Below are 22,653 nucleotides of genomic sequence, written 5' to 3'. Positions count from 1 at the left end.
TCCCCGATGGCGACGAATCCCATCAAGCTGTCCGCTGTTGACCCCGTCTTTCTTCCGGAGACGCTGGTCGCGCCCATCTTCGAGAAGTCCGTGGAAGGCTCCGCGGTCATGTCGCTGGCGCGGCGTGTGCCGCTGTCGATGACGGCGAATACCGCGGTGCCGGTGCCGCTCGATGTGCCCACCGCGGACTGGGTGTCTGAGGGCGGGCGCAAGCCGCTGAGCTCGGGCGGTGTCGAGGTCAAGCAGATGAGCGGCAAGAAGATCGCCGTCCTCATCCCGGTGTCGATGGAGGTCGCGAACTCCAACGCGGCCGGCCTGTGGACGCAGCTTCAGCAGGATCTACCGACCGCGTTCGCCAGGGCCTTCGACATGGCCACGATCCACGGCAAGAACATGAAGGGCGGCTCGGGGCCGTTCGCCGACTATCTGGCGGCGACGACGAAGGCTGTCAGCCTCGGTACGACCGCCCAGAACCAGGGCGGTATCTGGGGTGACTTCGTGAAGGGCATGGACGTCGTCATTGACGACGACTGGGACTACACGGGCACGGTCGCCGATAACCGGCTGAAGCCGAAGCTCCTCGCCGCGACCTCCACGACGGGCGAGCCGCTGTTCGTGGCGACCCGGGAGACGTCCGGGACTGGCACGGCGCTGGCTGGCGAGCTGATCGGTGAGCCGCTCGCGTACTCGCGGTCGGTGTCCGGGAAGCTGCGCCGCCAGTCGACTTCGGTGGACTCTGGCCTGCGTGCGGTGGGTGGCGACTGGTCGCAGGCGGCGTTCGGTGTCGGCATGGACATCTCGGTGAAGCTGTCGCGTGAGGCGACGTACATCGACGAGGACGGCGGCGTGCACAGCGCGTTCCAGGAGAACCTGGTCCTTCTCCTGGCGGAGGCGCACTACGGGTTCGTCCTCGGCGACGCGGAGGCGTTCGTGAAGTTCACCGGCACCCCGAGCGGTTCCTGATGGCGAGGGCTGTCCCGGCTTCCGCGCCGGGCGGGGCAGCCAAGCCCCTGCAGATTGTGGCCCGCGTTCATGCGATGCCGCCGGAGCACAACGCGGGTGCTGAGCACATGCTCGTGTCGATGCTGCGGCCGTTGGTGGAGCGCGGGCACGACGTGCAGGTGTGGTTGTCCCGGTACGGCAAGGCCAGCAAGGTCTACGACTACCGGGGCATCCGCGTGGTGCCGCTTGAGGCCCGCCTGGACTTCCCCTCGGCGGTCCGTAAGGCGGACGTTCTCGTCTCGCATCTGGAGTGCGTGCCGTCGACCGCGGCGCTGGCCCGTGGCTACGGCAAGCCGGTGGTGGTGATCTGCCATAACACGCATCGGCCGACGTTCCGGGATGCGGCGGCGGGCGGTACTGCGCTGGCGGTCTACAACTCGCAGTGGATGCGCGCCGAGGCGGAGTTGTTCTTCGCCGAGTATCCGAAGGCCGTGCGTCCGGGTGCCGAGTTGATCGTGCGTCCGCCGGTGTTCGCCGACGAGTACGCCACGCGGCCCGGCCAGGCGATCACGCTGATCAACTGCAACGCGGAGAAGGGCGGCAAGGTCTTCGCCGAGCTGGCTCGTCGTATGCCGGAGCAGCAGTTCCTGGCCGTGCGCGGCGCCTACGGCGAGCAGATCCTGCCGGATCTCCCGAACGTCGAGGTCGTCGAGCATGTGCGCGGCGAGGACATGCGGGAGAAGGTGTACGGCCGCACGAAGGTGCTGCTGATGCCGTCCTCGTATGAGTCGTGGGGCCGTGCCGGAGTTGAGGCGCTTGCGAGCGGCATTCCGGTGGTGGCTCACCCCACTCCGGGGCTGTGCGAGTCCCTGGGCGAGGCCGGTGTGTTCGTCGACCGCAACGACGTCGCCGGGTACGAGGCGGTATTGGGCAAGCTCCTGGCGCCTGCGGAGTACCGGCTGGCGTCGAAGCGGGCCAGGGCTCGCAGCATCGAGCTCAATCCGACTGCCGAACTGGCCGCCTGGTGTGATGCCGTGGAGGCTCTGGCCTAGGAGGTCATCGTGGCGTTCGTGGCACCGACGGCCGAGGAACTGGCCCTGTACCTGGACCTGACGGAGATCAACGGAGACCGCGCGGAACTGCTGATCACCAAGGCGATTTCGCTGGCGCAGACGGTCGTCAAGCCGCTGCCGGAGGGTGCTGACGCTGTGGTGCTGTCGGTGGCCGGCCGCGCCTACGTGAACCCGCAGCAGGTGTCCTACGAGACGATCGGCCCCATGTCGGTACAGCGGCCGTCCGGTTCGGGCGGCCTGTATCTGACGAAGGCCGACAAGACCGCCCTCAAGTCCCTGGCTGGCCGCGGGGGCGCCTTCACGGTGGACCCGACACCGGCCACAGCGGACCCGTCGCCGACCTATCCGGTCGATGACGATTACGGTCCGCCGGGCGATTACGAGCCGGGCTGGGGGTGGGTGTAGGTGCCCGCCCCGTATCCGGTCGGGGAGACGGTGCGGATCCTGCGCATCGGTCCTTCTCCTGGCCGGGATCCGCGCGGGCAGCCGCTGCCCGGTCCAGATGAGTCGTTCGACGTGCCCGGCTGCGTGGTGACGCCGCGGGAGCAGACTCCGTCGGTGGGCGGTTCGCAGCAGCAGGCCCGGGACACGGTGATCGTCGGTTGGACGGTGTACGCGCCTGCGGGCACCCGGATCCGGACGACGGACAAGGCCCGTATCCGGGGCGTGGTCTGCGACATCACCGGCGAGCCGGGTGACTGGGGCCGTAACCCCTTCACCGGTTTGCGTGGTGTGGTGCAGTTCGCGGCAGACCGGGTGACCGGCTAGCCGCGGGCCTGCTCGACGGCGGCGATCAGTCTCTCTGCCGCTTCGTTGCTCCTGCGCGGGATGGACAGGCTGTATGGATCCTCATACGGCGGCCGTCCGCCGCCCCACGATCCGGTCGGCTTCTCCGGTGCGGGCTGGCTGTCGGGCATGAGGAACTGCACATATCCGTGGAAGAGCCGGTTGCCGGGCTTGAAGCGGCTGCCGGTCACATCTGCGGCGCGGATCCTGACGGGCGCGGGTTTCGGCCCGTGCGGTGTCTTGGTGATGGTGATCCATTCACCGTCGAAGCTGATGCGCCCAAGGACCCCTTTGACGTCCATACGTCCCCCTAGTTGTTGAGGAGTTGAGGGTATGGCAGCACGTTTCCGGTTGAAGCGGAAAGGCGTAGGTCAGCTCCTCAAGTCGGAGATGGTCCGGGCGGATCTGGTGCGCCGCGCGGAGCGGATCAAGTCGACCGCGGTCGGCCTGTCCCCGGTCGGCGGGGCGGGCGACCCGCATTCGGGCCAGTACAAGGCGAGTTGGGAAGTCAGCAGCACTCGCCTCGGTGGCCGGCGCCGGGACCGTGCTGTCGCGACGGTGTACAACACGTCGTACTACGCGCGCTGGGTCGAGTACGGCACCGAACGTGTCCCTGCCCATCACGTGCTGCTGCGGGCTGCTGCCGCGGGCGGCGACTGATGGCCGCGGTCGGCTCCGTAGATGTGGAGCTCGAGGTGATGGTCGCCTTGCGGGCGTTCCTCGGCGACGGCGTTGTGGTGCGCGACGAGCTCGACAACAACCTCGCGAATGAACTGCCCACCGTCCAAGTGCAGGTTGCCGGGGGTGACGATGACGGCATCCGTCTGGATCGGCCGTTCGTCGACATCGACGTCTACCACCGCACCCGGGGTGAAGCCGTCGCCCTGGCTGCCTCAATCCGGGGCTGGGTTCTGACCCAGCTGCGGGGCAGCACCACCGCGAACGCGGTGTTCGGCCGTACCGGGACGATCTCCCGTCCGGCTGTCCGTCCCTACGAGAACACGTCGCTGCGCCGTGTCGGAGCGACCTACGAGGTTTTCTGTCACCCGGTCTCCTGACCGGCTGGGCCCGCGCCGGACCCCATAACCCGACCCCGCCGCACGCGGGGTCTTCGCATGTCTGGAGACCCTTCATGGTCAACATCACCCGCGCGGCGGACCTTCTGGAAGTCGGCGCCAATGGCGGCGGCTGGGTGGCACCGCTCGGCACCACCTCACCCGGCGACCCGGAGATTCAGCCGCTGTCGCCGTGGCTGCCGCTCGGCGCCATCAGCGACGACGGCCTGGTGCAGGGCTTCGAGGAGGACTCCCAGTCCTTCACGCCGTGGGGCTACACCGCCCCGATCCGCACCACCATCACCTCGTCGCTGCGGACGTTCGGCCTGACGGTGTGGGAGACCGGCCGCACCACCGTGCAGTCGCTTCAGTACCGCATCGATGCCGCGGACCTGACCCCGACCAGCGGCCTGACGACGTTCGCCGAGACCGCCTCCCCGGTCCCGGACCGCCGCGCGTTCTGGCTCGTCGTCCTCGACGGCGACACGTTCCAGCGCGGCTTCTATGTGCCCGAGGGCGAGATCACCGAACGCTCGGACGTCACGCACAAGCAGGACGAAGTCGCCGGCTTCGAGTGGACGATCACCGCCTACCCGGACACCGCCGGCAACACCGTCTACCACTTCGACCGTGTCCCGGAGACCGAGGCCTACACCGGGTCCTGAGCTGGTGGACGGGCCGCCACCCTGGCGCGGGCCCGGCCCGTCCACCTTCCCCCGTTTGTTCGCCCGCGCCCGTACTGAAAGGCCCGCGCTATGCCCGCCACGAAGAAGCAGATCGAAGCCGCCTCCGCCCAGGAAGCCGAAGCTGCCGAGCAGGAGTACGTCACCGTGCCGCTCGCCGGCCACGACGGCGTCACCAAGGACGTCCGGTGCGTCCCCTCGGGGCGGTGGCGCGCGTCGGCGCTGCGCGCCCTCAACACCGGTGACATCGACGGGTTCATGGAAACCGTCCTGCACCCCGACGACTTCGAGCTGTTCCAGGAGCTCGACCCCGACATGGACGGCTTCGGCAAGTTCGTCGCGGACGCCGGCCGGATCAGCGGCGAGTCGGTGGGGAAATCCAGTGGACCCACGCGGTCCTCTCGGAGCACGCGGAAGCGGTAGAAGCCGACCTTCTCGCCCTCGGGATCGACGTCCTCGACGTCCACCGGGGGCTCATGACCTGGCGCAGGCTGCGCGTTCTGATCCAGCACCTGCCGCCCGAGTCCGCGACGTGGACAGCGCTGCGGAACTCGATGGACCCCGCAGAACTCGCGGAGCAGGCCGTCAAGGGCGAGCCGGAGAAGGGCCGATGGTCTCAGCTCGAGCAGCTCGTCGCGGTCGTCGCTGACCGGGTCGCCCGCGTGGAGTGGGCCCTGCTCTGCGTGAACATCGAGAAGAAGTCCAAGCGTCCCGACGCTCCGGAGCCGATCCGCAGGCCCGGCGCCGCGCCGGTCAAGAAGAAGCCGAAGCTCAACGAGAACAGCGCCAACCGGCTGTTCGAACTGTTGCAGGGAGGCGCCGCGTAGCGCCACGGAGGAGGTGCCGTGGCCGCGATCAGCGTGGGCTCCGTCGAGGTCGACGTCATCCCCAACACCCGGGGAATCCGGTCGCAGTTGCAGGCCAGCCTTGTTCCGGCGGCGAACCAGGTCGGCGACGAGATCGGCCGGATCATCGGCCGTCACGTGTCCACGCAGATCGCGCAGGCTGTCCGGAACGGTGTCGCGACCGGGGGCCGTACAGCTACCCCGCAGGCGGCCCGTTCCGGCGAGCAGGCCGGTGGCGCGTTCGGCCGGACGTTCCGGTCGCGCGTGCAGGCGGCGATGCAGAACTTGCCGCGCGCGGACGTCCGGATCGATGAGACCGGGTTCAACGCGGACATGGCCCGATTGCGGGCCCGGCTGGAGACGCTGTCGAACAAGCGGATCGGCGTGGACGTCGACGCCGGTACGGCCCTGGCCGAGGTGGAGCGGCTGCAACAGCAGCTGCGTCGCCTCGGCGCGGAACACCCCGACGTCAACGTCCGGGTCGACACCGGGCAGGCCATCGCCGAACTGGAAGCTCTCCGGGCGGAGATCAACCGCCTGGATGGGCGGACCGCGAAGGTCGACGTCGACACCCGCTCCGCCGCGGCGAACCTGCGCCTGCTGTCCACGGCTGCGATCACGTTCGGCCCGGCCCTCATCCCGGTGCTGCCGGTGGTGGCGGCCGGGCTGGGCGCGATTGCTGCCGCGGCGTCTGCTGCTGCGGTCGGCATCGGTTCCATCGCGCTCGTCGGTATCCCGGCGTTCGTGCAGATGGGCAAGGTCATGCAGGCGCAGAAGGCCGCCCAGGACGCGTCGACGAACGCGACGCTCCGCGGCAGTCAAGCCGCCGCACAGGGCGCGTCGAAGGCCCTGCAGATGGCATCCGCTCAGCAGGCCCTGGCCGCGGCGGAACGCAACGGGGCCCGCCAGATCGCGCAGGCGCAGCGTGCAGTCGGTCAGGCCAAGCAGGCTGCCGCGGATGCGGTGGCGCAGGCAGCGCAGCGCAACGCCGAGGCTGCGCGCCGGGTGCAGGACGCTGAGCGGTCCCTCGCGGACGCTCAGCGCGATGCTCGGCGTGCCCAGGAAGACCTCAGCGACGCCCGCAAGCAGGCAGCGCTGGAACTGGAGGATCTCAACTCGCGGCTGGCGAACTCCGTGCTCTCCCAGCGGGATGCGGAGATCGCCCTCAAGGAGGCGACCGCGCAGCGCGACGCGGTCCTCAACAACGCCAACGCCTCCGGCCTGGACCGCGAGAAGGCGCTCCTGGCCTACGACCAGGCGGTGCAGCGCCTCAAGGACCAGACGACCGAGACGAAGCGTCTGAAGACCGAGACGACGAAGGCGAACAAGGCCGGCGTCGAGGGCTCTGACACGGTCCGCAACGCGCAGGAGCGGCTCGCCGAGGCCCAGCAGAATGTGGCCGACCGGGCCCAGGCAGTGAAGGACGCGCAGGCCGAGGCGGCACGCACACAGGTGGAGACCGCGCGTCAGGTCGCCGAGGCGCAGCAGCGCGTATCGGAGGCCACGGAGAACGTGGCGGTCGCCCAGCAGAACGCTGCGGACGCGGTCGCCTCGGCGCAGCGGCAGATCGAGCAGGCCTCCCTGTCAGCCGCGGGCGGAGTGGACCAGGCGGCGATCGCTCAGGCCAAGTACGAGGCCGAGCTCGCGAAGCTGACCCCATCGGCGCGGGAGACGTTCGAGGCGTTCCTCGACCTGCGGGACGCATTCAGCGCGTGGTCCCGGTCGTTGCAGCCCGCCGTCATGCCCATCTTCACCCGTGCCCTGGAGGGCCTGAAGAACAGCCTGCCGGGGCTGACGCCGTTCGTCCTCGCAGCGGCGGACGCCATCGGCGACTTGCAGGACCGTGCGAGCCGCGGCTTCAAGTCGCCGTGGTGGAAGGAGTTCAAGGCCGACCTCGAGGGCTCGGTGCAGCCTGCTCTGATCGGGCTGGGCGTCTCCTTCGGGAACGTGTTCAAGGGGATGGCCGGCATACTTCAGGCCTTCTTCCCGCACATGGACTCGATCTCGCAGCGGATGCAGGACATCACCGGCCGCTTCGCGAGCTGGGGCTCCAGCCTCAAGGGCAGCCCGGAGTTCGAGCGGTTCCTGTCGTACAGCGCGGAGCACGCCCCGCTGCTCGCGGAGACCTTCGGCGACATCGCCGGGGCGTTCCTCGACATCGGCGAGGCCCTGTCCCCGGTGTCGGGCCCGCTGCTCGAGGTGCTCGGCGCGATGGCGCAGGGCGTCAGCTCCCTCGCCACGAACGTGCCCGAGCTCGTCATCGCCCTGTGGGGCCTTTGGGCGATCACCCGCCTGTGGGGCCTCGCCATGCTGATCGTGAACGGTGCTCTCGCCGCGTTCAACCTCATCTCCATGGCTGGTCCTTGGGGTTGGATCGTCCTGGCGATCGCGGCCGTGGTGCTCGGCGTGATCTACCTGTACCGCCGCTTCGAGTGGTTCCGCGACGGAGTGCAGGCAGTCTGGACGGCGATCCAGGACGCCGCGATGTGGCTGTGGACCAACGCGCTTCAGCCCGCGTTCGGCGCGATCTCCGGCGCGCTGCGGGCGATCGGCGACTGGGCGATGTGGCTCTGGACGAACGCGATCAAGCCTGCCTGGGACGCGATCGTCCTGGCCGGCCAGATCCTGGCGACCACGATCGTCACGCTCGTGTTCCTGCCGATCTACGCCGTGATCCTGCTCGTCGGCGGGATCGTCACGTGGCTGTGGGAGAACGCGATCCGGCCCACCTTCAACGCCATCGCCGACCTCGCGATGTGGCTGTGGACGAACGCGATCAACCCCGCGTTCACGTGGATCGGCGACAAGGCCCTCTGGCTGTGGAACAGCGCGATCAAGCCTGCCTGGCGCGGTATCCAAGAGGGCGCGAAGTGGATGTGGGAGAACGTCCTGCGTCCCGTCTTCCGCGCGTTCATGGACGGTCTGCGCGAGCTCGGCCGCTGGGGCACCTGGCTGTGGAAGAACGCCATCAAGCCCGCCTGGGACGGGATCGTTTCCGCGGGCAAGTGGGCCTGGGACCACGGGATTCGGCCGATTTTCAACACCGTGAAAGACGCTGTAAAGGCGGTCGGCACGGCCTTCGGCCGAGCCAAGGACGCGATCAAGACAGCTTGGGACAAACTGATCGGAATCGCGAAGAAACCGGTCGAATTTGTCGTAAATACGGTCTATAACAACGGAATTCGCAAGGTTTGGAATCTGGTTGCCGGCGCGTTCGGGGCACCGAAGCTCGACAAGGTGACCTTCGCGCGCGGCGGCATCATGCCCGGCTACACGCCCGGTCGCGACGTCCACAAGTTCGTGTCACCCACGGGCGGGGCGCTGGAGCTGTCGGGTGGCGAGGCCATCATGCGGCCCGAGTTCACGCGCGCGGTCGGCTCCGGATTCGTCGGCAGCATGAACCAGCTCGCCCGCAGCGGCGGCACGAAGCGCATCCGGGAAACCCTCGCACCGATCCTCGGCGGTAACCCCCGCACCCCGACGGACCGCTCCCTCAGGTACGCCCGCGGCGGCACCTTCCCGGTGCAGTCGTTCGCGGACGGCGGCGTGTTCGGCTGGATCAAGTCCGCCGGTGCGGCCGTCGCCGGCGCCGGCTCGGCCGCGTGGAACAAGGTCAAGCAGGCGGCCTCGTGGCTGAAGGACACCATGGAGGCCTCCGCGCGCGCCGGCGTCGAGAACGTCGTCGACCCGATCCTGAAGCGCTTCCCTGGCATGGATACAGGCTTCGGGAAGATGCTGCGTCGCATCCCGACGCGGATCATCGACGCTCTGTTCGGCTACACGAAGGAGGCCGACAAGCGGGGCGCCGGTGGTGTCGGCGGACCTAAGATCCAGAAGGCTCTGAACTGGGCCAAGACACAGCACGGAAAGCCGTATCAGTGGGCTGGTAACGGCAACCCGTCGTGGGACTGTTCCGGGTTCATGTCGGCGATCGAGTCCGTGATCCGCGGGCAGAAGCCGCACCGCCGCTGGGCGACGATGGCGTTCCGCGGCAAGACCGCCCCGCCCGGCTGGGTCCGCAACGGCAAGAGCGCCTTCCAGATCGGCATCACCAACGCCGGCGTCGGCCACACCGCGGGCACGCTCGGCAAGACCAACGTCGAGAGTCGCGGCGGCGACGGCGTCGTCGTCGGCAAGAAGGCCCGCGGCGCGATGAGCGCGATGTTCACCGACGTCTACGGCTTCATGCCCGGCAAGTACGACAACGGCGGCATGCTCCAGCCCGGCTTCAACCTCGCCTACAACGGCACCGGCCGGCCCGAGCCCGTTCTCACCGGCAGGCAGTGGAACAACATCTCCACCGCGGCCAACAGCGGTGCTCACGGCGGGGAGTTCACCGGGAATCTCTACCTCGATTCGGGTGAGTTCCTCGGCGTTGTGCGCGGTGAGCTGCGCGAACGGGACCGGCTGCTGATCGAGGCAGTGAGCGCGAGGAGGTACCCCTGATGCCGATTCCGGGGAACTTCCTCAGCTCTACGACGGAGATGGTCGACCCGAACACGTCGGGCTGGGTGGCCAAGCAGAACTGCACCTTGTCCAAGGGCACGGGCGGTCGGAACGGGGACGGCTGCCTCGCTGTCCGTTCGGTGGCGGCGGGCGAGATGCAGGCCCGCACCGTGTCCTCGTACCCCGTGACCGCGGGCACGACCTACCAGACGTTCGCTGACGCGTCCGGGTCGGTCGTGGAGCGCATCGGTATCCGCTGGCTGAACGCCGGCGGCACCGAGGTGGCCGTCACCTGGTCGCTCAACACCATGGCGGCAGCAACCTCGTGGCACCGGGTCGGCGTCGCGGGTGTGGCGCCTGCGGGGGCGACGCAGGCGCAGGTGCTGCTGTCGTCCAGCCCTGCCGCCGGAGCGGTCTACCACTACTGGGAGAACGTCTACTTCGGCCTGCCGATGCGGACCACGGGCAACCTGTTCCCGTTCTCCACAGAATCGGCCGAAGTCAACGCGGCCGGGTGGGTCGCCGAGGTCAACGCCACGATCAGCCGGCAAGTACCAGCTGTGACATGGGCGGTGGATCAGTACAACGCGGGCGCCCACACCATCGCGATCACCGCGACCGGGGCGGGCAACGCGTCCGCTCGCGGCACGGACCGGCCCACGGTCACCCCCGGCACCGAGTATCTGGCCTACGCCTACCTCAACCCTCCGACGCTCGCTGCGGACACGTGGGTTGAGCTGCGGTTCTACGACGCCAACGGCAACCAGATCGCCGTGCAGCGCGGCTCCTTGGCGCAGCCGGCGCCGGGAACGGGCTGGTACCGGCAGCGCGCATCCGCTATCGCCCCGGCGAACGCGGCTACGTGCGGGATCGCCGCGGGCATCAACGGTGCGAGCGCCGGCCAGGTGCTGCGCGTCGAGAACGCTGTCGTCGGTGTGGCCGCTCCGGTCGTCGCCGGGAACGTCCTCACCTACTCCGCGTCCAGTTTCGAGCAGGACGCGGGCGGCTGGACCGTACCCGCCGGTGTGGCGGCGGTGGCCCGCTCTACTCCGTGGGGACTGCAGGCGTTCGGTGGCTCCTACTCGCTGGCCGTCACCTCGGCGACCGCGACCTCCAGCACCCTCCGTTCGCCGCGGTTTCCGACACTGGCCGCGGGCGCGAGTTACAGGGCACAGGTCGCCGCGAAAGTCGGCGTCGGCAGCTGGACCGTCACGGTGCGGGTGCGCTGGTACAACGCAGCGAACGCCGACCTCGGCACCACGGGCAGCACCGTGTATCCGGTGCCCGGCGGTAGTTGGTACGCCCTTCCTGCCGACGCGGCCGTTCCTGCGGGTGCGACTCAGGGTGCGGTCGAGCTCGTCGCCGTGGCCGGCACGGCGGCATCGAGCCTGTACGTAGACCATGCGGCGATGTGGGAGGCCTTGCCACTCACCACGGTGGAGGTCCACGAGGCCGACGCGTACATCCGACTGACGCTGCGGGAACTCGTCGTCGGCCAGTCGATCAGCGTGTACCGGGAGGCCACGGACGGAACCCGGACTCTGGTGCGTGGCAGCGGCGGTCTGTTGAACCGAACGCTGATCGACTCGGACCTGCTCGTCGTGGAGGACTACGAGGCGCCGCTCGGCGTGCCCGTCACCTACCGCGTCGAGATCTATCCGGCCGGGTCGACGACGCCGAGTCTGCGCTCGTCGGAGACGGTGACGATCCCTGTCGGCGACATCAACGAGGCGTGGATCAAGGATCCGGGCAACCCGCAGCGCAACCTTCGGGTGCTCGTCGCGAAGGCCCCGGACTGGCAGCGGCCAATCGAGCAGTCCGTGTACCGGATCAAGGGCCGCCGCAACGCGGTCGTCCTGTCCGGGATCCGCGGCGGCCTCGAGGGCGAGCTGCAAGTGTGGACACGCAGCGACGACGAGCGAGCCGCACTCCACTGGATCCTCGACTCCGGCACCACACTGCTGTGGCAGACCGCCCCCGGGCTCGGCGTCAGCGACCTGTACGTCACCGTCGCCCAGGCCTCCGAAGCGCGGACGGGCGGTGCCGCGAGCGAACCGTGGCGCCAGTGGTCGCTGCCGCTCACCGAGGCGGACATGCCCGTCACCACCGGAGTTGCCGGGTCGCGGGGCCGGACGTGGCAGGACGTACTCGCCGAGTTCGACACCTGGGACGCCCTGGCATCGGTGTATCCGACGTGGGAGGACTTGCTCCTCGACCGCAGGACGGGGTGAGCCGTTGTATCCCGTCTCTGCCCGCTTCCTGCCGCGTCTCGCCGAATCCCACCAGCCCGTCACACGGGTGCAGTTGTTCCGGACCGACGGCAGCGTGGTCGACCTCCCGCACACGGGCGGAAGCGTCTCGGTCGACCGCGGGCAGGCGATCCGGCGCAGCTGCCACGTCACCTCAGCTGACGTGTCGCTGATCCCACGCACACCCGCGGATCAGCTACTCACCTACGGTGCTCGGCTCCGAATCGTCCGCGGCGTCGACTACGGCGACGGCACCAGCGAGTTGGTGCCGCTGGGCGTGTTTCGGGTCGAGTCCGTCGACGGCGATCCCACCGACGGGCCCGTCACCCTTCAAGGCAAGGGCCTCGAGGTGTGTGTTGCTGACGATCGATTCACCGAGCCGTACCGGGCAACCGGCACCGTCATCGGCGCGATCACTGCGATCGTGCACCGCACCCTGCCGACCGCGGACGTCATCAGCCTCATCGCCGACACCTCGATCGGCAGCCGCACCTTCGATGTTGAAGCGGATCCGTGGGCGGCCTGCCAGGAGATCGCCGCCGCAGCCGGCGCGGAGGCCTACTGCAACGCCGATGGCGTGTTCGTCATCGCCACCCTGCCCGACCTGCTCACCACGCCGCCCGTGTGGGAGGTCGCAGCCGGCGATGGCGGCGTGTATGTCACCGGCAACCGGTCGATGACGTCAGACAAGGTGCACAACGCCGTGCTCGCCCGTGGAGAGAACACGGAGGCGAACACCGCGCCTGTGCAGTACCTGGCGGTCGACAGTGACCCGAACAGCTCGACGTACTGGGGCGGCCCGTATGGGCGCCGGCCGATGTTCTACAGCTCGTCGACGCTCACCACTGTGGCCGCGTGCGCGCAGGCCGCGAACCTGAAGCTCGCCGCGGCCAAGGCGCCCAACGCCAGCGGTGACTTCAGCAGCCTGCCGAACCCGGCGCTCGAATGTGGCGACGTGCTGCGCGTCATACACCCTGACGACACCCGCGAACTCCACCAAGTGCAGTCCTTCAGCGTGCCGTTGGACGAAGGCGGCGACTTCCCCATCCAGACGATCAGCGCCAAGGAGGACGCATGACGACCTCCGCACACACCGATGCGCGTCGCCTCGCCGACGCACTCAGCGGGGCAGCTGTCGCCGCCGGCGAGACCACCCCGGCGGTGCGGGGTGCAGATTGGCGGCTCGCCGAGGTCGACACCGTCAACGCGGACGGCACCATCGAAACCACCGACGGCATCATCGTGCGCCGCATGGAGTCCTACGTGCTGCCCGCGGCCGGGGACGTCATCGTCATCTCCCAGTCGAGCTCAGGGAACTGGATCGCCCTGGGTCGCACCGCCACCAACTCGGGCGGCTGGACGGCGCTGACGCTCGCCGCCGGATACACCAACCCCGGCCACGGCTACACCGCCTCGTACCTGCGGGAAGGGCGCCGCATTTGGCTGCGGGGCCGGATCGGACCGACGTCGGGAACGATCGCGGACGGCGACACCATCCTCACCCTGCCTGCTGCGATCCGCCCTGCGGACAGCCCGACGGTGTCGTGGGCGGTGACCAGGGACGCGTCGGCAATGCCGGCCGTGTGCCGCCTGGAGATCACCACGGCGGGCGCGGTTCGCACCTTCCAGACCACTGCCCTCCCGTCATGGGTGGCGCTCGACGGCATCAGTTACACCATCTAGGAGGGGCGCGTGCCCACCACCGACAAGTACGGGCAGGGCATCAACATCGCCTCGCTCACTGACGCCCCGAACGCCGAACGGCTCGCCCAGGATCTCGCGGACGGGTTCGCCTCCCGCGGGGTGCTGCGGTTCGCCTCGGCTTCCGCGCGTGCGGCGACGATGACAGGGCCAGCAGCGCCGGTCGAGGGCATGTTGTCGTGGCTGCAGGACCTCAACCGCTTGGACCTGTACGACGGTTCGACTTGGGTGTCCGTGTCGGTGGGCGCCTCGTCGTGGACGACGATCGCGCTGGCGTCCGGCTACACCCACAACGGCAACGACAACGGCACGTTCCAGTACCGGCTGCTGAACATCTCCGGTGAGGAATCGCTGCAGTTCCGAGGGGCGATCAACCGGACCAGTTATCCAGCCACCCCTCCCGCCAACTCGATCATCAACTCGGTGGCGCTGCCCATTGCGGTGCGCCCGCAGACGAAGCGGACGGTGCTGGTGCCCTGCTCCGACGTGTCATCCGACCGCATTTCGTTGAAGTTGGACATCACCACCGGAGGCGTTCTGGAGCTCTTCGGATTCGGATCCGCCACAAAGCCGCCGTGGATCGGCTTCAACGGCGTCATCGTCAGCCTGTAGGAGGGGTTCATGAAGCTCGTCACCCGCGCTCAGTTGGGGTGGCCGGCGTCGGCTGCTCCCTCGCAGGCCAGCACGCGCGGCGTAAAGATCCATTACGAAGGCACGATCGTCAGCACCAAGCTGCTCACCGACCACGGTCTGTGCCTCGCCAGGTGGAAGGCCATCCGCGCCAGCCACCTCGCGAACAAGACCGAGAACTACTCGGACGTCGCCTACAACTATGCGGCCTGTCCGCACGGCTACTTGCTCGAGGGGCGAGGCCTCGGCAAGCGCACCGGCGCGAACGGCAACCAGTCCCTGAACCAGGCGCACTACGCGATCGTCGGCCTCGTCGGATCGTCCGGCCTCACCCAGCCGACGAACGCGATGTTGAGCGCCATCCGAGACGGCATTGAGCTGCTCCGCAAGCACGGCGCGGGCAACGAGATCAAGGGACACCGGGACGGTTTCGCCACGGCCTGCCCCGGCACGCCGCTCTACGCCTGGGTCCAGAAGGGCGCTCCCAGGCCCACCGCAACCACCCTGCCCACGGAGGACAACGTGCCGCTCACTGACGCCGACCTCACGAAGATCGCGGATCGTGTGCTGAAGCACGACGGAGTCATCAAGGTTCCGGGTGCCGCCTCTTCCAATCCGACGTGGACCCTCTCGTCGGTGCAGACCGAGATCCTGACCCGCTTGGACAAGGCCAACGCCTCCATCGCGGCGCTGAGCACGGCGAACTCCAAGCTCGTCGACGCAGTCGCGAAACTCGCCGCCGATGTCGGCGACCTCGACCCGGCGGCGATCGTCGCCGAACTCACCCGCGCGATCGAAAGCGTCGAGGTCCGCCTCGACGTCACCGACGCCTGACAGAAGCGAGACCATCATGAAGATCCTCGGTCGCGAGCCCGCGCTCTGGCTGAACAGCCTGTCCGCTGTCCTCGGCCTCGTCGTCACTTTCAACGTCGGCCTCACCGAAGACCAAGCGGGATGGGTCGTCGCCAGTGTTTCCGCGATCCTCGGTGCGATCGCCGCAGCTCTTACCCGACCGATAGCTGTACAGGCCTTCACGACGCTCGTCGCCACCCTGGCCTCCGCCATCGCGGCCTTCGGATACGACGTGGCCCCCACCACCACGGCCGCCGTAAACGGCGCCGCCCTCGCACTCCTCATGTTCATCACCCGCGGTCAGGTGTCCCCGGCCAGCCCCAACTCGCCCGCCTCGCAGCCTGCGAAGCCGGTCCTCTGATCGGAGCCACACATGGCTGATGAGCCGTCTCTCGGCGAGCTGGGGCGGCAAATCGGCACGCTGCAAGTCGAGATGCACCGCCGCCTCGACACCCTGAACCAGCGCCTGACGGAGTTCGTTCCGCAGAACCTGTACGCGGAGCGCAGCCAGTACATCAGCGAGCGTCTCAGTCAGGCTCAGGTGGATGTGCAGAAGGTTCGGGACCTGTATGACCAGCTGGAGAACTCGTTCGAGCAGTACCAGCGGGACGAACGTGACCGGCGGGAGCGTGAACGCCAGTCGCGCATGTACCAGCTGACGGTGCCGATACTCCTGGCGTTGCTGTCCGCGGCGGTCGCGATCTGGGCGGTGGTCTCTAAATGACCGGCGTCCGCAAGAAGCGCAGGACCTGGCGGCTTCCGCGCGCTGAGTGGCTTGTCGCCCTCACAGGCGTGGTCGTGGTGTTGTTCCTTGGCTGGCTTGCGCTCCAGGTCGTCTCCCTGTCCGGTGACCTGCGCACCGCGAATGAGGCCCGGGACCTGCTGGCGCAACAGGTGGAGGGCCTCGGCGAGAAACCCATCGCAGGCCCGCCCGGTAGCCGCGGCGAGCCCGGTGAGAGCATCACCGGGCCGCGGGGCCCCGAGGGTGATCCGGGCCCGCCTGGCCCGACCGGCCCGAGTGGACCTCCCGGCGAGGACGGGCAGGACGGCGACGACGGCGCTGCGGGTGTCGGCTCGCCCGGACCGAGCGGAGACCCGGGGACGGACGGACAGGCCGGGCCACCCGGACCGCAGGGCGAACCCGGACCAGCTGGCCCTCAGGGCGAGCCGGGCCCGCCGGGTGAGGACGGCCGCGACGGGCAGACCTGCCCCGACGGGTACTCACTCCAGCCCCCGCCGGACGATCCCGATGCACTCGTATGCCGCCGCGACGGGGCGCCCGCACCGCAGAAGGGCCGCGGGTTGCTCGGGCTCGGCATGCTCACCGCGACACCCATGTACAGGAGGCTGTGATGCCCGACCCCGTACCCATGGCGCCGCGCACCGACGACTGCGCCGGCGACATGACCAGCCTCGTGCGCCTCGGCCTCGCCGAACCACAACCTGTGCCCTCCTATCAGGGCCTGTTCCTCGAACCCGACATCCCGCCACCCGACGAGAACGACGAATAGACGACGCCCCGCCCTCCTGCTTCGGCAGGTGGGCGGGGCGCTTTGTTGTGTCACTCTGCCTCCGTGACAGAAACCGAGATGATGCAGCGCGTGATAGCCATCCTCACCCAGGCGAAGGTGACGGCAGACGGGCTCAGCGAGGACGAAGCCTTCGAGGACCTGAACTCGGACACGCAGCTGATTGGGCAGCTAATCAGGGAGACGCTCGACTTCGACTCCATAGTCGTTGGCAGTAACGATCCGCAGGACGTCGCCAACGCCGTGGCCGATGCACTGACGGAACGAGTGGGCCTCCTGGCGTCCTGCTTCGTTGCCGCGTTCGTGCACCTCGCCAGTCATTACGACGCGGGAGACGGCTCAAGCGCGAGGGTTCTGCAACAGTTCGCCTTGGCTTGGGAACTAGACGAGTCGGACTAGTACGTCACGCCGCGTCGTACTCGTGCGCCCGGCCGCCGCGCCACCACACCCACGCCTCGTCGTCGAGGAGCGTCTCCGCGTCGGGGAGGCCGGCGCGGCGCAGGAACTCCAGGAGGTCGGTGTCGCTGTAGGCGAGGCCGACGATCTGTCCGCGCACGGTGACGCGCCGGCCGCCGGTGCCGGTCGGCGGGTGCACGATGATCGGGGCGCCCTCCATACCTTCAGGTTCGCGCGCGGGGTCGTGGGCCGCATGTGCGCGGTAGGTCACGGAACCAGTTCGACCTGCGCGCCACTGGCTTCGCACTGATTGAAGGTGCCGCGGGCGCGGTGCGGCAGGACGGTGCCGTTCTCGTCGACGTCGGCCACGCGGCGGCAGATCCCGATGGAGCACCGCCGGAGACCCACGATCTTGCCGTTGACGATCAAGGCGTCAGCTTCTCGAACCTCAACAACTTCGCTCACGTGTTCGATAATAGGGTTGCGCTGCCACCGCCACGACCAGGGGAGACGATGACGGCATGGACTCGGCAGGCAGATACCGCCTCACCCTGACCATCGACGGCCGCGCCGTGGCGCACGGGTGGTGGCACTCGCTCGCCACCGCCGAGCGGAAGTTCGCGAGCGAGGTCGGCGAGTACGGGCACCGCGCGACTGCACGGATCACGCTCGTCGACACCGAGACGGGCGAGGTACTGAAGTCCTGGCCAGCGGATCAGGCAGCGTCGGCATCCGGCGCGGGGTGACGGACGGCCCGCTTCAAGGCCATCTCGACGTCGATGCGGGACTCTCCCGACTCTGCGGCAACGGCTGTGATCCGTGCTTGCACTGCCGCCGCGGTCTCCACCGTGAGGGCCCCGGCCTGGATCTCCTCCCAAGCCGTGCGTTCCAGCGCGATCAGATCATCAGGGAGTTCGATAGCCACCGCAGGATCTTAAGCCGCCGGGTCGCCCTCGCCACGCGCCACCGCCGTCGACCACGCGGGAAGTTCACCGAACCCCTTGCGGCTTCCTAATTTAGGAAGCTATGTTGGTGGTCGTGAGGTCAGGGGACCAGCCCCAGACCCTTCCGGAAGGAACCGGACATGAACGTCACCACCAGCTACGGCACCTGGGCCAACCACGGCGACCGGCGCAACGCGTCCGTCGAGGCCACCATCCTGGACGCCATCAACGGCGGCGACAGCGACTGGCAAGAGCGCATGGAGACCAGCGGCGCCCTGGACCGCATCGCCGACGACTACCGCGACGCCATCGACGACGCCCTCCCCGAGGGGATCTCGATCTCCGGTAACGAGTTCATCGGCCTGCACCACACTGACCCCGACTACACCGACGCCATCGGCGACTTCGACATCCGTGCAGCGATCGAGGACATCGACCTCTACGCGATCATTCAGAAGCACGACGTGGACAACTGACAGCCACCGCCCCGGCGACGTTCGCCGGGGCTCCCTGCTGCCCGGAGGCACCAAATATGACCGAGTACACCGACCCGCCCGGCATGCCCGAGGACGAGAGGATGACTGCCGCAGAGTTCAAAGTCGTCCGCGAGTTCCTCGGCCTCACAGGCGACTGGCTCGCTGGCCACCTCGGCGTCTCATCGCGCACCGTCCGGCACTGGGAGCAAGGCAAGTTCGCAATCCCCGACGGGGTACGCCTCGCCGTAGAGGACCTGGAGCAGCGCACCGCCGGGTTCGTGTCCGGCATCGTTGCGAAGCTGATGGACGTTCCCGACCCGGCGCTCATCACCTACCGAGACGACGAGGAGTACCGCGCAGCCCATCCCGACATGGAGTTCCCTGCGTCCTGGCATCGCGCCGTGATCGCCCGGGTAGCTCAGGAAGTCCCGGCCGTGTCCATCGTCTTCGCTGACGAGGTGCCCGCCTAGGCCGCCTTCGCGACCTCTCCGCGCACCGCCGCAGCCCACTCCGTGACCAGCTGCTCGTACAGCTCGCGCTGCTCCGGGCGCAGCCTCACCGCAGGGCACGACCACATGGCACGGATCTGCCGGTTGATCTCGTCAGCAGAGCGCACGGGGCCACGGTCGGCAGGAGCGGGAGGCATGAGATCAGTTTATGAGCCAGGTCTGACACCGGACCACGATGATCACGAGACGGCATATGCCGTGTCAGGAGACTGGCTCAGCCCCGTGCGCGCGAGCGATGTCGTCGATCCGCTTGGCGAGGTCGAAGTCGGCGACGGTCAGCTTGTGGCTGGCGTCGTGCGTGGTGATCCCGAACCGGATCTGTCCCCACCGCAGGTCGATGTCTGCGTGGTGTCCGATGAGGCGCTCGACGTCGGCGACGTGCACGATCATTGCGACGCCGCCGTGGTAGCGGATCCGGAACGTGCGGGTGATCTCATCCCGGTCACGTTGCCACCCGGGCGCCCCGTCGAGCGCGATCACGATCTCGTCTTCGGTCAGCGGTACCGGGTTCTCCGCCACGCTCAGCTCCCCTCCGTCACGGGCGCCAGAACCTCCGCAAGATCCCGGCCGACCGGAGCATCCTGCCACGGCCGCATCGACCGCTGAAGAGCCCCCAACTCCCTGCGCATCCTGGCCGATCGCGTCTCCGTCGCAATGCCGGCCACTTCCCGTGCGATGTGCAGGGCCTGGTCCGGGTCGCCGGCGCCGGCCGCGGCGGTCGCCTGCCGAGCCATGTAGACGCCACGGTCACGGCGGGCTGTCTCGGGGACGACCGCGAGCACCTGGCCCCACAGTGCGCCGGCCTCGACTCCGAGCCCCAACCGGCCGTAGCAGGTGGCGCGTTGCACCTCCAGGTAGCCGGGGGTGCGGCGGCACGCATTACCCCACGGCAGGTCGTCGTCGACGCGGGGCAGGAGCTGGTCGGCCTGGTCGATGAGCCGGTCCACAGCGGTGCGGTCGCCGATGAGGCTGGAGCCGTGCGCCTGCTGCTGCATCGCCATGATCCGCACCTTCGGCACCAGGCGCCGAGAGTCGTCGAGCGCGGCCTCGCACAGGTCGACGACCGCCGGCCCGTCGCCCAAGTCGGTGCGCACCTGTGCCTGGTTCACGAGGGAGTAGCCGATCAGGTGCGGGTCGCGGGATCGCATCGCGATCTCCTGCGTCACCCCGCGCCAGAACGAGGCGCCGTCCATGTCGCCGGCATCCTGGTACAGCCAGCCCACCAGCGCCGCATACGCCGCACCCACCCTCAGCAGACCCCGCCGCGTCTCCCCGGTCGCCGACCGCACCAGCTTGTCGATGAGCTGGTACTGCGCGGACACGGTGCCGATCAGATCGTGCGGGCCGAGGAACATGTCCGCCCGGTAGTGGCCCTCCAACTGCTCCTGAAAGTAGGTGATCAGGGCGGGGTCGACGTGCTGCGGGGCGATCGGGCCGGCGACTAGCGCGGCAGCAGTCACGGAGATGAAGCCGCGGCGTTTCATGTCGTCCTCACGGTGATGCTCGGGCCGGATCCAGCCCGGCGGGGTGGTGAAGCCGAGATCCTCGGGCCACTGCCCGAACGCGTCGTGCAGCACCATCGCCGTCTCGTCGCTCGGCCAGCCCGGCTTCTGCCCTTCCCAGCGCCGCCACGTGCGCGCCGACACAGTGAAGTGCGGATCGTCCAGAAGCCGTTGGCCGAGCAGCTGGATCTCCTCGGCGGCCCGTTCCGCCGAGCGCCAGCCCTTGCGTAAGCGGGCGGCCCGCAGTGCGTCGTTGCGGCCCATGCGGTCAGTGTGCGCTGTCATCGCCCGTACTTTCGGCCATGGCCGCGACGTGGCCACGCGTGGCCATCGGACGGCCTATCTCCCGTCTGACGTGCACACCCATCATCGACCTGTGACCACACCGCGTACAGCAAACGCAGCAATCAGCAGCCGAAAGAGGCCGGTTCAGCTCCCGCCGCTCGGCAAGCTGAGCGAACCGCAGATACGCGGACGCGACTGCGTGTGGTGCTCGATCACCCTGGCGCCCGGCCGTGTTGTCGACCTCGGCGAGCAGTATGCGCGCCGGGCCGGCCAGCGCTTCGCCTGGTTCCCGCGCGCGTGCAGCAGATGCGGCAAGGAGGGCTCGTCGTGAAGATGCCGGACCCGCAGCAGTTGAAGCGGAGGCCGACCGGCTTGCCGTGCCAGCATCCGCATCCGAGCGGCGCCCCGTACTGCACCGAGTCGGAGTGGCATAGGGGCGATCACTATCACTGGCCGTCGAAGACCCGGTGGCCGAACAACGCGGCGCAACCGTCCGCCCTGCGGCAGGGCGACTGAGACCCCCGCCCGCCGCAAGGAGCGCCCACCTTCCGGGGGCGTGATGGCAGCGGCGGGCGGGCCTTGACCAGTGGTTGCACGTTCGGTCACATTCGCGCCCCGTGTGAATGCGGCCTACAAACATCTCCTCCGCAATCGCTTTCCGGCCAGTGGAATATGCGATTTACTCTCCTGACCGATCCATGAGAGACAGGGCAGGGCTGGCCCAAACCCCGCCGGTACATGCCCTAGCGCAGGAGGTCTGCAGCAGGAACACGGAGCTCCTTGGCAATCAGCAACAGGTGATCAAGGAGGGTGGAGTACGCGCCGGTTTCCAGCCGGTTGACTGTCTTGCGATCCAACCCGACGAGGTGTCCTAGCTCTTCTTGGGTCAGGCCTCGCTCGCTTCGGGCGTCGCGGACTCGGCTGCCGATCTCCCGGCGGCGCTGAAGCACCCACTCAGGAATCGGATCAACAGGCACGTGCCAACCGTGTAGCTGGCAAGATCCATTGTCAGTACCAACGATGGTACAAAGTTGATCAACATGACTCGGCTCGCCCGGACCCCGCGAGCAACCAGCTCCGCCCGCCCTAGTCCCGGTGGAGGGGACAGGGGCGGGCGGTAGTCGGTCAGCGTATGGCAAGCATGTTCGGGCGCCCAGGTCTGGCGTCCGCCACATACCCCGTCCTTGGCGCGATTGCGTCGCACCCAGGGCGGGTCGGTGAGGGTCGCGTAGGTGCATCCGCGCCCCGCCGTAGACGCCAACGATTCGTCAAGGCGTCCCGCCCCGGCCCTCGTTGAGGGTCGGGGCGGTCTACTGTCAGCAGCAGAACGCCCCCGTCGACAGATACGACGGGGGCGCCTCCAGTGGAGTCGAGGCTCCACCGACGGCGCCGTAACGCCGTCGACCATCTTCCCCACCGGTCCTCAGGTGGGGGGTGCATCAGGGACTGCGCGATGAGCGCGCGCCCTCCCCGGTGATCACGACCATAGGCGCTGACACACCTGACCGGAACCGCGCTGACGGCTCATCACCCCTTTGGAGGACACATGATCGAATCGACGTTGTGGCAGGGATGTGGAATTCCACAGACTTCGGCAACTGAAAACGGGCCCCTCGTGATCACGAGAGACCCGCTTCGACCTGGGATTTAAACCCGGTGGGCGCGGACGGTTTCGAACCGCCGACATCCGCCTTGTAAGGACTAGACTCCCTCGAATGTGGACTCTCTATCCGTTGATGTGAATGGATGT

General features: G+C 68.5%; 31 protein-coding genes. 23 read left to right on the top strand and 8 right to left on the bottom strand.

The window, feature by feature from the left end; genetic code table 11:
• The first annotated feature begins 6 nt into the window (after window positions 1–6).
• The 4 genes from BLT97_RS34535 to BLT97_RS34520 are packed head-to-tail and all read left to right on the top strand — an operon-like array spanning window position 7 to window position 2,783.
• Window positions 7–963, top strand: coding sequence for a phage major capsid protein (locus tag BLT97_RS34535; RefSeq protein WP_093617516.1), 957 nt, complete (start codon window positions 7–9; stop codon window positions 961–963).
• The gene (locus BLT97_RS34530; RefSeq protein ID WP_093617514.1) at window positions 963–1,994 is read left to right on the top strand and encodes a glycosyltransferase family 4 protein; all 1,032 of its coding nucleotides are present in this window, start codon (window positions 963–965) and stop codon (window positions 1,992–1,994) included. The genes BLT97_RS34535 and BLT97_RS34530 overlap by 1 nt, the downstream gene beginning before the upstream one ends.
• Before the next feature lie 9 nt (window positions 1,995–2,003).
• Complete coding sequence (locus BLT97_RS34525) at window positions 2,004–2,420, top strand: hypothetical protein (protein WP_093617512.1); 417 nt, start codon at window positions 2,004–2,006, stop codon at window positions 2,418–2,420.
• Entirely contained in the window at window positions 2,421–2,783 is a 363-nt protein-coding gene (locus BLT97_RS34520; RefSeq protein WP_093617510.1) for a hypothetical protein, read from the top strand.
• On the opposite strand, the gene BLT97_RS34515 is transcribed toward BLT97_RS34520, so the two are convergent.
• Window positions 2,780–3,103, bottom strand: a complete 324-nt coding sequence (locus tag BLT97_RS34515) for a DUF4429 domain-containing protein (RefSeq protein WP_093617508.1) — start codon at window positions 3,101–3,103, stop codon at window positions 2,780–2,782. The two genes, BLT97_RS34520 and BLT97_RS34515, sit on opposite strands and share 4 nt — an antisense overlap.
• A gap of 31 nt (window positions 3,104–3,134) precedes the next feature.
• On the opposite strand from BLT97_RS34515, the gene BLT97_RS34510 reads away from it, so the two are divergent.
• The 15 genes from BLT97_RS34510 (at window position 3,135) to BLT97_RS34440 (ending at window position 17,190) form a co-directional block, all read left to right on the top strand.
• The gene (locus BLT97_RS34510; RefSeq protein ID WP_093617506.1) at window positions 3,135–3,461 is read left to right on the top strand and encodes an HK97 gp10 family phage protein; all 327 of its coding nucleotides are present in this window, start codon (window positions 3,135–3,137) and stop codon (window positions 3,459–3,461) included.
• Window positions 3,461–3,859: a hypothetical protein gene (locus BLT97_RS34505; protein WP_093617504.1), complete on the top strand. Its 399-nt coding sequence runs from the start codon at window positions 3,461–3,463 to the stop codon at window positions 3,857–3,859. Before BLT97_RS34510 ends, BLT97_RS34505 begins: the two co-directional genes overlap by 1 nt.
• A gap of 74 nt (window positions 3,860–3,933) precedes the next feature.
• Entirely contained in the window at window positions 3,934–4,521 is a 588-nt protein-coding gene (locus BLT97_RS34500) for a phage tail tube protein (protein WP_093617502.1), read from the top strand.
• Window positions 4,522–4,611: 90 nt separating this feature from the next.
• Window positions 4,612–4,962, top strand: a complete 351-nt coding sequence (locus BLT97_RS34495) for a hypothetical protein (protein WP_093617500.1) — start codon at window positions 4,612–4,614, stop codon at window positions 4,960–4,962.
• A 53-nt stretch (window positions 4,963–5,015) separates the two neighbouring features.
• On the top strand, window positions 5,016–5,366 hold the full coding sequence (locus BLT97_RS34490; protein ID WP_093617498.1) for a hypothetical protein: 351 nt from the start codon (window positions 5,016–5,018) through the stop codon (window positions 5,364–5,366).
• 18 nt (window positions 5,367–5,384) lie between these two features.
• On the top strand, window positions 5,385–9,830 hold the full coding sequence (locus tag BLT97_RS34485) for a hypothetical protein (RefSeq protein ID WP_093617496.1): 4,446 nt from the start codon (window positions 5,385–5,387) through the stop codon (window positions 9,828–9,830).
• Window positions 9,830–12,061, top strand: a complete 2,232-nt coding sequence (locus BLT97_RS34480) for a hypothetical protein (protein WP_093617494.1) — start codon at window positions 9,830–9,832, stop codon at window positions 12,059–12,061. Before BLT97_RS34485 ends, BLT97_RS34480 begins: the two co-directional genes overlap by 1 nt.
• Window positions 12,062–12,065: 4 nt before the next feature.
• A complete protein-coding gene (locus BLT97_RS34475; protein WP_093617492.1) occupies window positions 12,066–13,157 on the top strand; it encodes a DUF5047 domain-containing protein in 1,092 nt (363 codons plus the stop codon).
• The gene (locus BLT97_RS34470; RefSeq protein ID WP_093617490.1) at window positions 13,154–13,762 is read left to right on the top strand and encodes a hypothetical protein; all 609 of its coding nucleotides are present in this window, start codon (window positions 13,154–13,156) and stop codon (window positions 13,760–13,762) included. Before BLT97_RS34475 ends, BLT97_RS34470 begins: the two co-directional genes overlap by 4 nt.
• Window positions 13,763–13,771: 9 nt before the next feature.
• Window positions 13,772–14,392 (top strand): hypothetical protein, encoded by a 621-nt coding sequence (locus BLT97_RS34465; protein WP_093617488.1) that lies wholly within the window; start codon window positions 13,772–13,774, stop codon window positions 14,390–14,392.
• 9 nt (window positions 14,393–14,401) lie between these two features.
• Window positions 14,402–15,244: a peptidoglycan recognition protein family protein gene (locus tag BLT97_RS38780; protein ID WP_245769710.1), complete on the top strand. Its 843-nt coding sequence runs from the start codon at window positions 14,402–14,404 to the stop codon at window positions 15,242–15,244.
• A gap of 16 nt (window positions 15,245–15,260) precedes the next feature.
• A complete protein-coding gene (locus tag BLT97_RS34455) occupies window positions 15,261–15,623 on the top strand; it encodes a hypothetical protein (RefSeq protein ID WP_093617486.1) in 363 nt (120 codons plus the stop codon).
• Between the two features lie 12 nt (window positions 15,624–15,635).
• Entirely contained in the window at window positions 15,636–15,986 is a 351-nt protein-coding gene (locus BLT97_RS34450; protein WP_093617484.1) for a hypothetical protein, read from the top strand.
• Window positions 15,987–16,614: 628 nt separating this feature from the next.
• Window positions 16,615–16,773: a hypothetical protein gene (locus tag BLT97_RS38155; RefSeq protein ID WP_176953993.1), complete on the top strand. Its 159-nt coding sequence runs from the start codon at window positions 16,615–16,617 to the stop codon at window positions 16,771–16,773.
• Between the two features lie 63 nt (window positions 16,774–16,836).
• Window positions 16,837–17,190, top strand: coding sequence for a hypothetical protein (locus tag BLT97_RS34440; RefSeq protein WP_093617480.1), 354 nt, complete (start codon window positions 16,837–16,839; stop codon window positions 17,188–17,190).
• Between the two features lie 4 nt (window positions 17,191–17,194).
• On the opposite strand, the gene BLT97_RS34435 is transcribed toward BLT97_RS34440, so the two are convergent.
• Window positions 17,195–17,407, bottom strand: coding sequence for a hypothetical protein (locus BLT97_RS34435; RefSeq protein ID WP_176953995.1), 213 nt, complete (start codon window positions 17,405–17,407; stop codon window positions 17,195–17,197).
• 47 nt (window positions 17,408–17,454) lie between these two features.
• A complete protein-coding gene (locus tag BLT97_RS37640) occupies window positions 17,455–17,652 on the bottom strand; it encodes a hypothetical protein (RefSeq protein WP_143041431.1) in 198 nt (65 codons plus the stop codon).
• Window positions 17,653–17,708: 56 nt separating this feature from the next.
• On the opposite strand from BLT97_RS37640, the gene BLT97_RS34430 reads away from it, so the two are divergent.
• The gene (locus tag BLT97_RS34430; protein WP_093617478.1) at window positions 17,709–17,933 is read left to right on the top strand and encodes a hypothetical protein; all 225 of its coding nucleotides are present in this window, start codon (window positions 17,709–17,711) and stop codon (window positions 17,931–17,933) included.
• Here BLT97_RS34430 and BLT97_RS34425 read toward each other — a convergent pair.
• Window positions 17,903–18,112 (bottom strand): hypothetical protein, encoded by a 210-nt coding sequence (locus BLT97_RS34425; protein ID WP_245769709.1) that lies wholly within the window; start codon window positions 18,110–18,112, stop codon window positions 17,903–17,905. The genes BLT97_RS34430 and BLT97_RS34425 overlap by 31 nt on opposite strands.
• Before the next feature lie 159 nt (window positions 18,113–18,271).
• On the opposite strand from BLT97_RS34425, the gene BLT97_RS34420 reads away from it, so the two are divergent.
• On the top strand, window positions 18,272–18,607 hold the full coding sequence (locus BLT97_RS34420; protein WP_093617476.1) for a hypothetical protein: 336 nt from the start codon (window positions 18,272–18,274) through the stop codon (window positions 18,605–18,607).
• A 56-nt stretch (window positions 18,608–18,663) separates the two neighbouring features.
• Complete coding sequence (locus BLT97_RS34415; protein ID WP_093617474.1) at window positions 18,664–19,077, top strand: Aca2/YdiL-like domain-containing protein; 414 nt, start codon at window positions 18,664–18,666, stop codon at window positions 19,075–19,077.
• Here BLT97_RS34415 and BLT97_RS38150 read toward each other — a convergent pair.
• From BLT97_RS38150 to BLT97_RS34405, 3 genes are all read right to left on the bottom strand, one after another.
• Window positions 19,074–19,223: a hypothetical protein gene (locus tag BLT97_RS38150; RefSeq protein ID WP_425442813.1), complete on the bottom strand. Its 150-nt coding sequence runs from the start codon at window positions 19,221–19,223 to the stop codon at window positions 19,074–19,076. The genes BLT97_RS34415 and BLT97_RS38150 overlap by 4 nt on opposite strands.
• A 94-nt stretch (window positions 19,224–19,317) precedes the next feature.
• A complete protein-coding gene (locus BLT97_RS34410; protein ID WP_093617472.1) occupies window positions 19,318–19,635 on the bottom strand; it encodes a 4a-hydroxytetrahydrobiopterin dehydratase in 318 nt (105 codons plus the stop codon).
• A 2-nt stretch (window positions 19,636–19,637) separates the two neighbouring features.
• Window positions 19,638–20,903, bottom strand: a complete 1,266-nt coding sequence (locus tag BLT97_RS34405; protein WP_245769708.1) for an NsdA family TPR-like regulatory protein — start codon at window positions 20,901–20,903, stop codon at window positions 19,638–19,640.
• Between the two features lie 91 nt (window positions 20,904–20,994).
• Here BLT97_RS34405 and BLT97_RS34400 point away from each other — a divergent pair, with 91 nt between their 5' ends.
• The gene (locus BLT97_RS34400; RefSeq protein WP_245769707.1) at window positions 20,995–21,234 is read left to right on the top strand and encodes a hypothetical protein; all 240 of its coding nucleotides are present in this window, start codon (window positions 20,995–20,997) and stop codon (window positions 21,232–21,234) included.
• A 412-nt stretch (window positions 21,235–21,646) separates the two neighbouring features.
• Here BLT97_RS34400 and BLT97_RS34390 read toward each other — a convergent pair whose 3' ends face one another.
• Entirely contained in the window at window positions 21,647–21,880 is a 234-nt protein-coding gene (locus BLT97_RS34390; protein ID WP_093617468.1) for a helix-turn-helix transcriptional regulator, read from the bottom strand.
• Between the last annotated feature and the right edge of the window lie 773 nt (window positions 21,881–22,653).

It is taken from the genome of Streptomyces indicus (genome assembly GCF_900100315.1).
GTDB classification, from domain to species: domain Bacteria; phylum Actinomycetota; class Actinomycetes; order Streptomycetales; family Streptomycetaceae; genus Streptomyces; species Streptomyces indicus.
The sequence above is the reverse complement of the archived record's forward strand: the minus strand, read 5'-3'. Positions and strand labels throughout refer to the sequence as shown.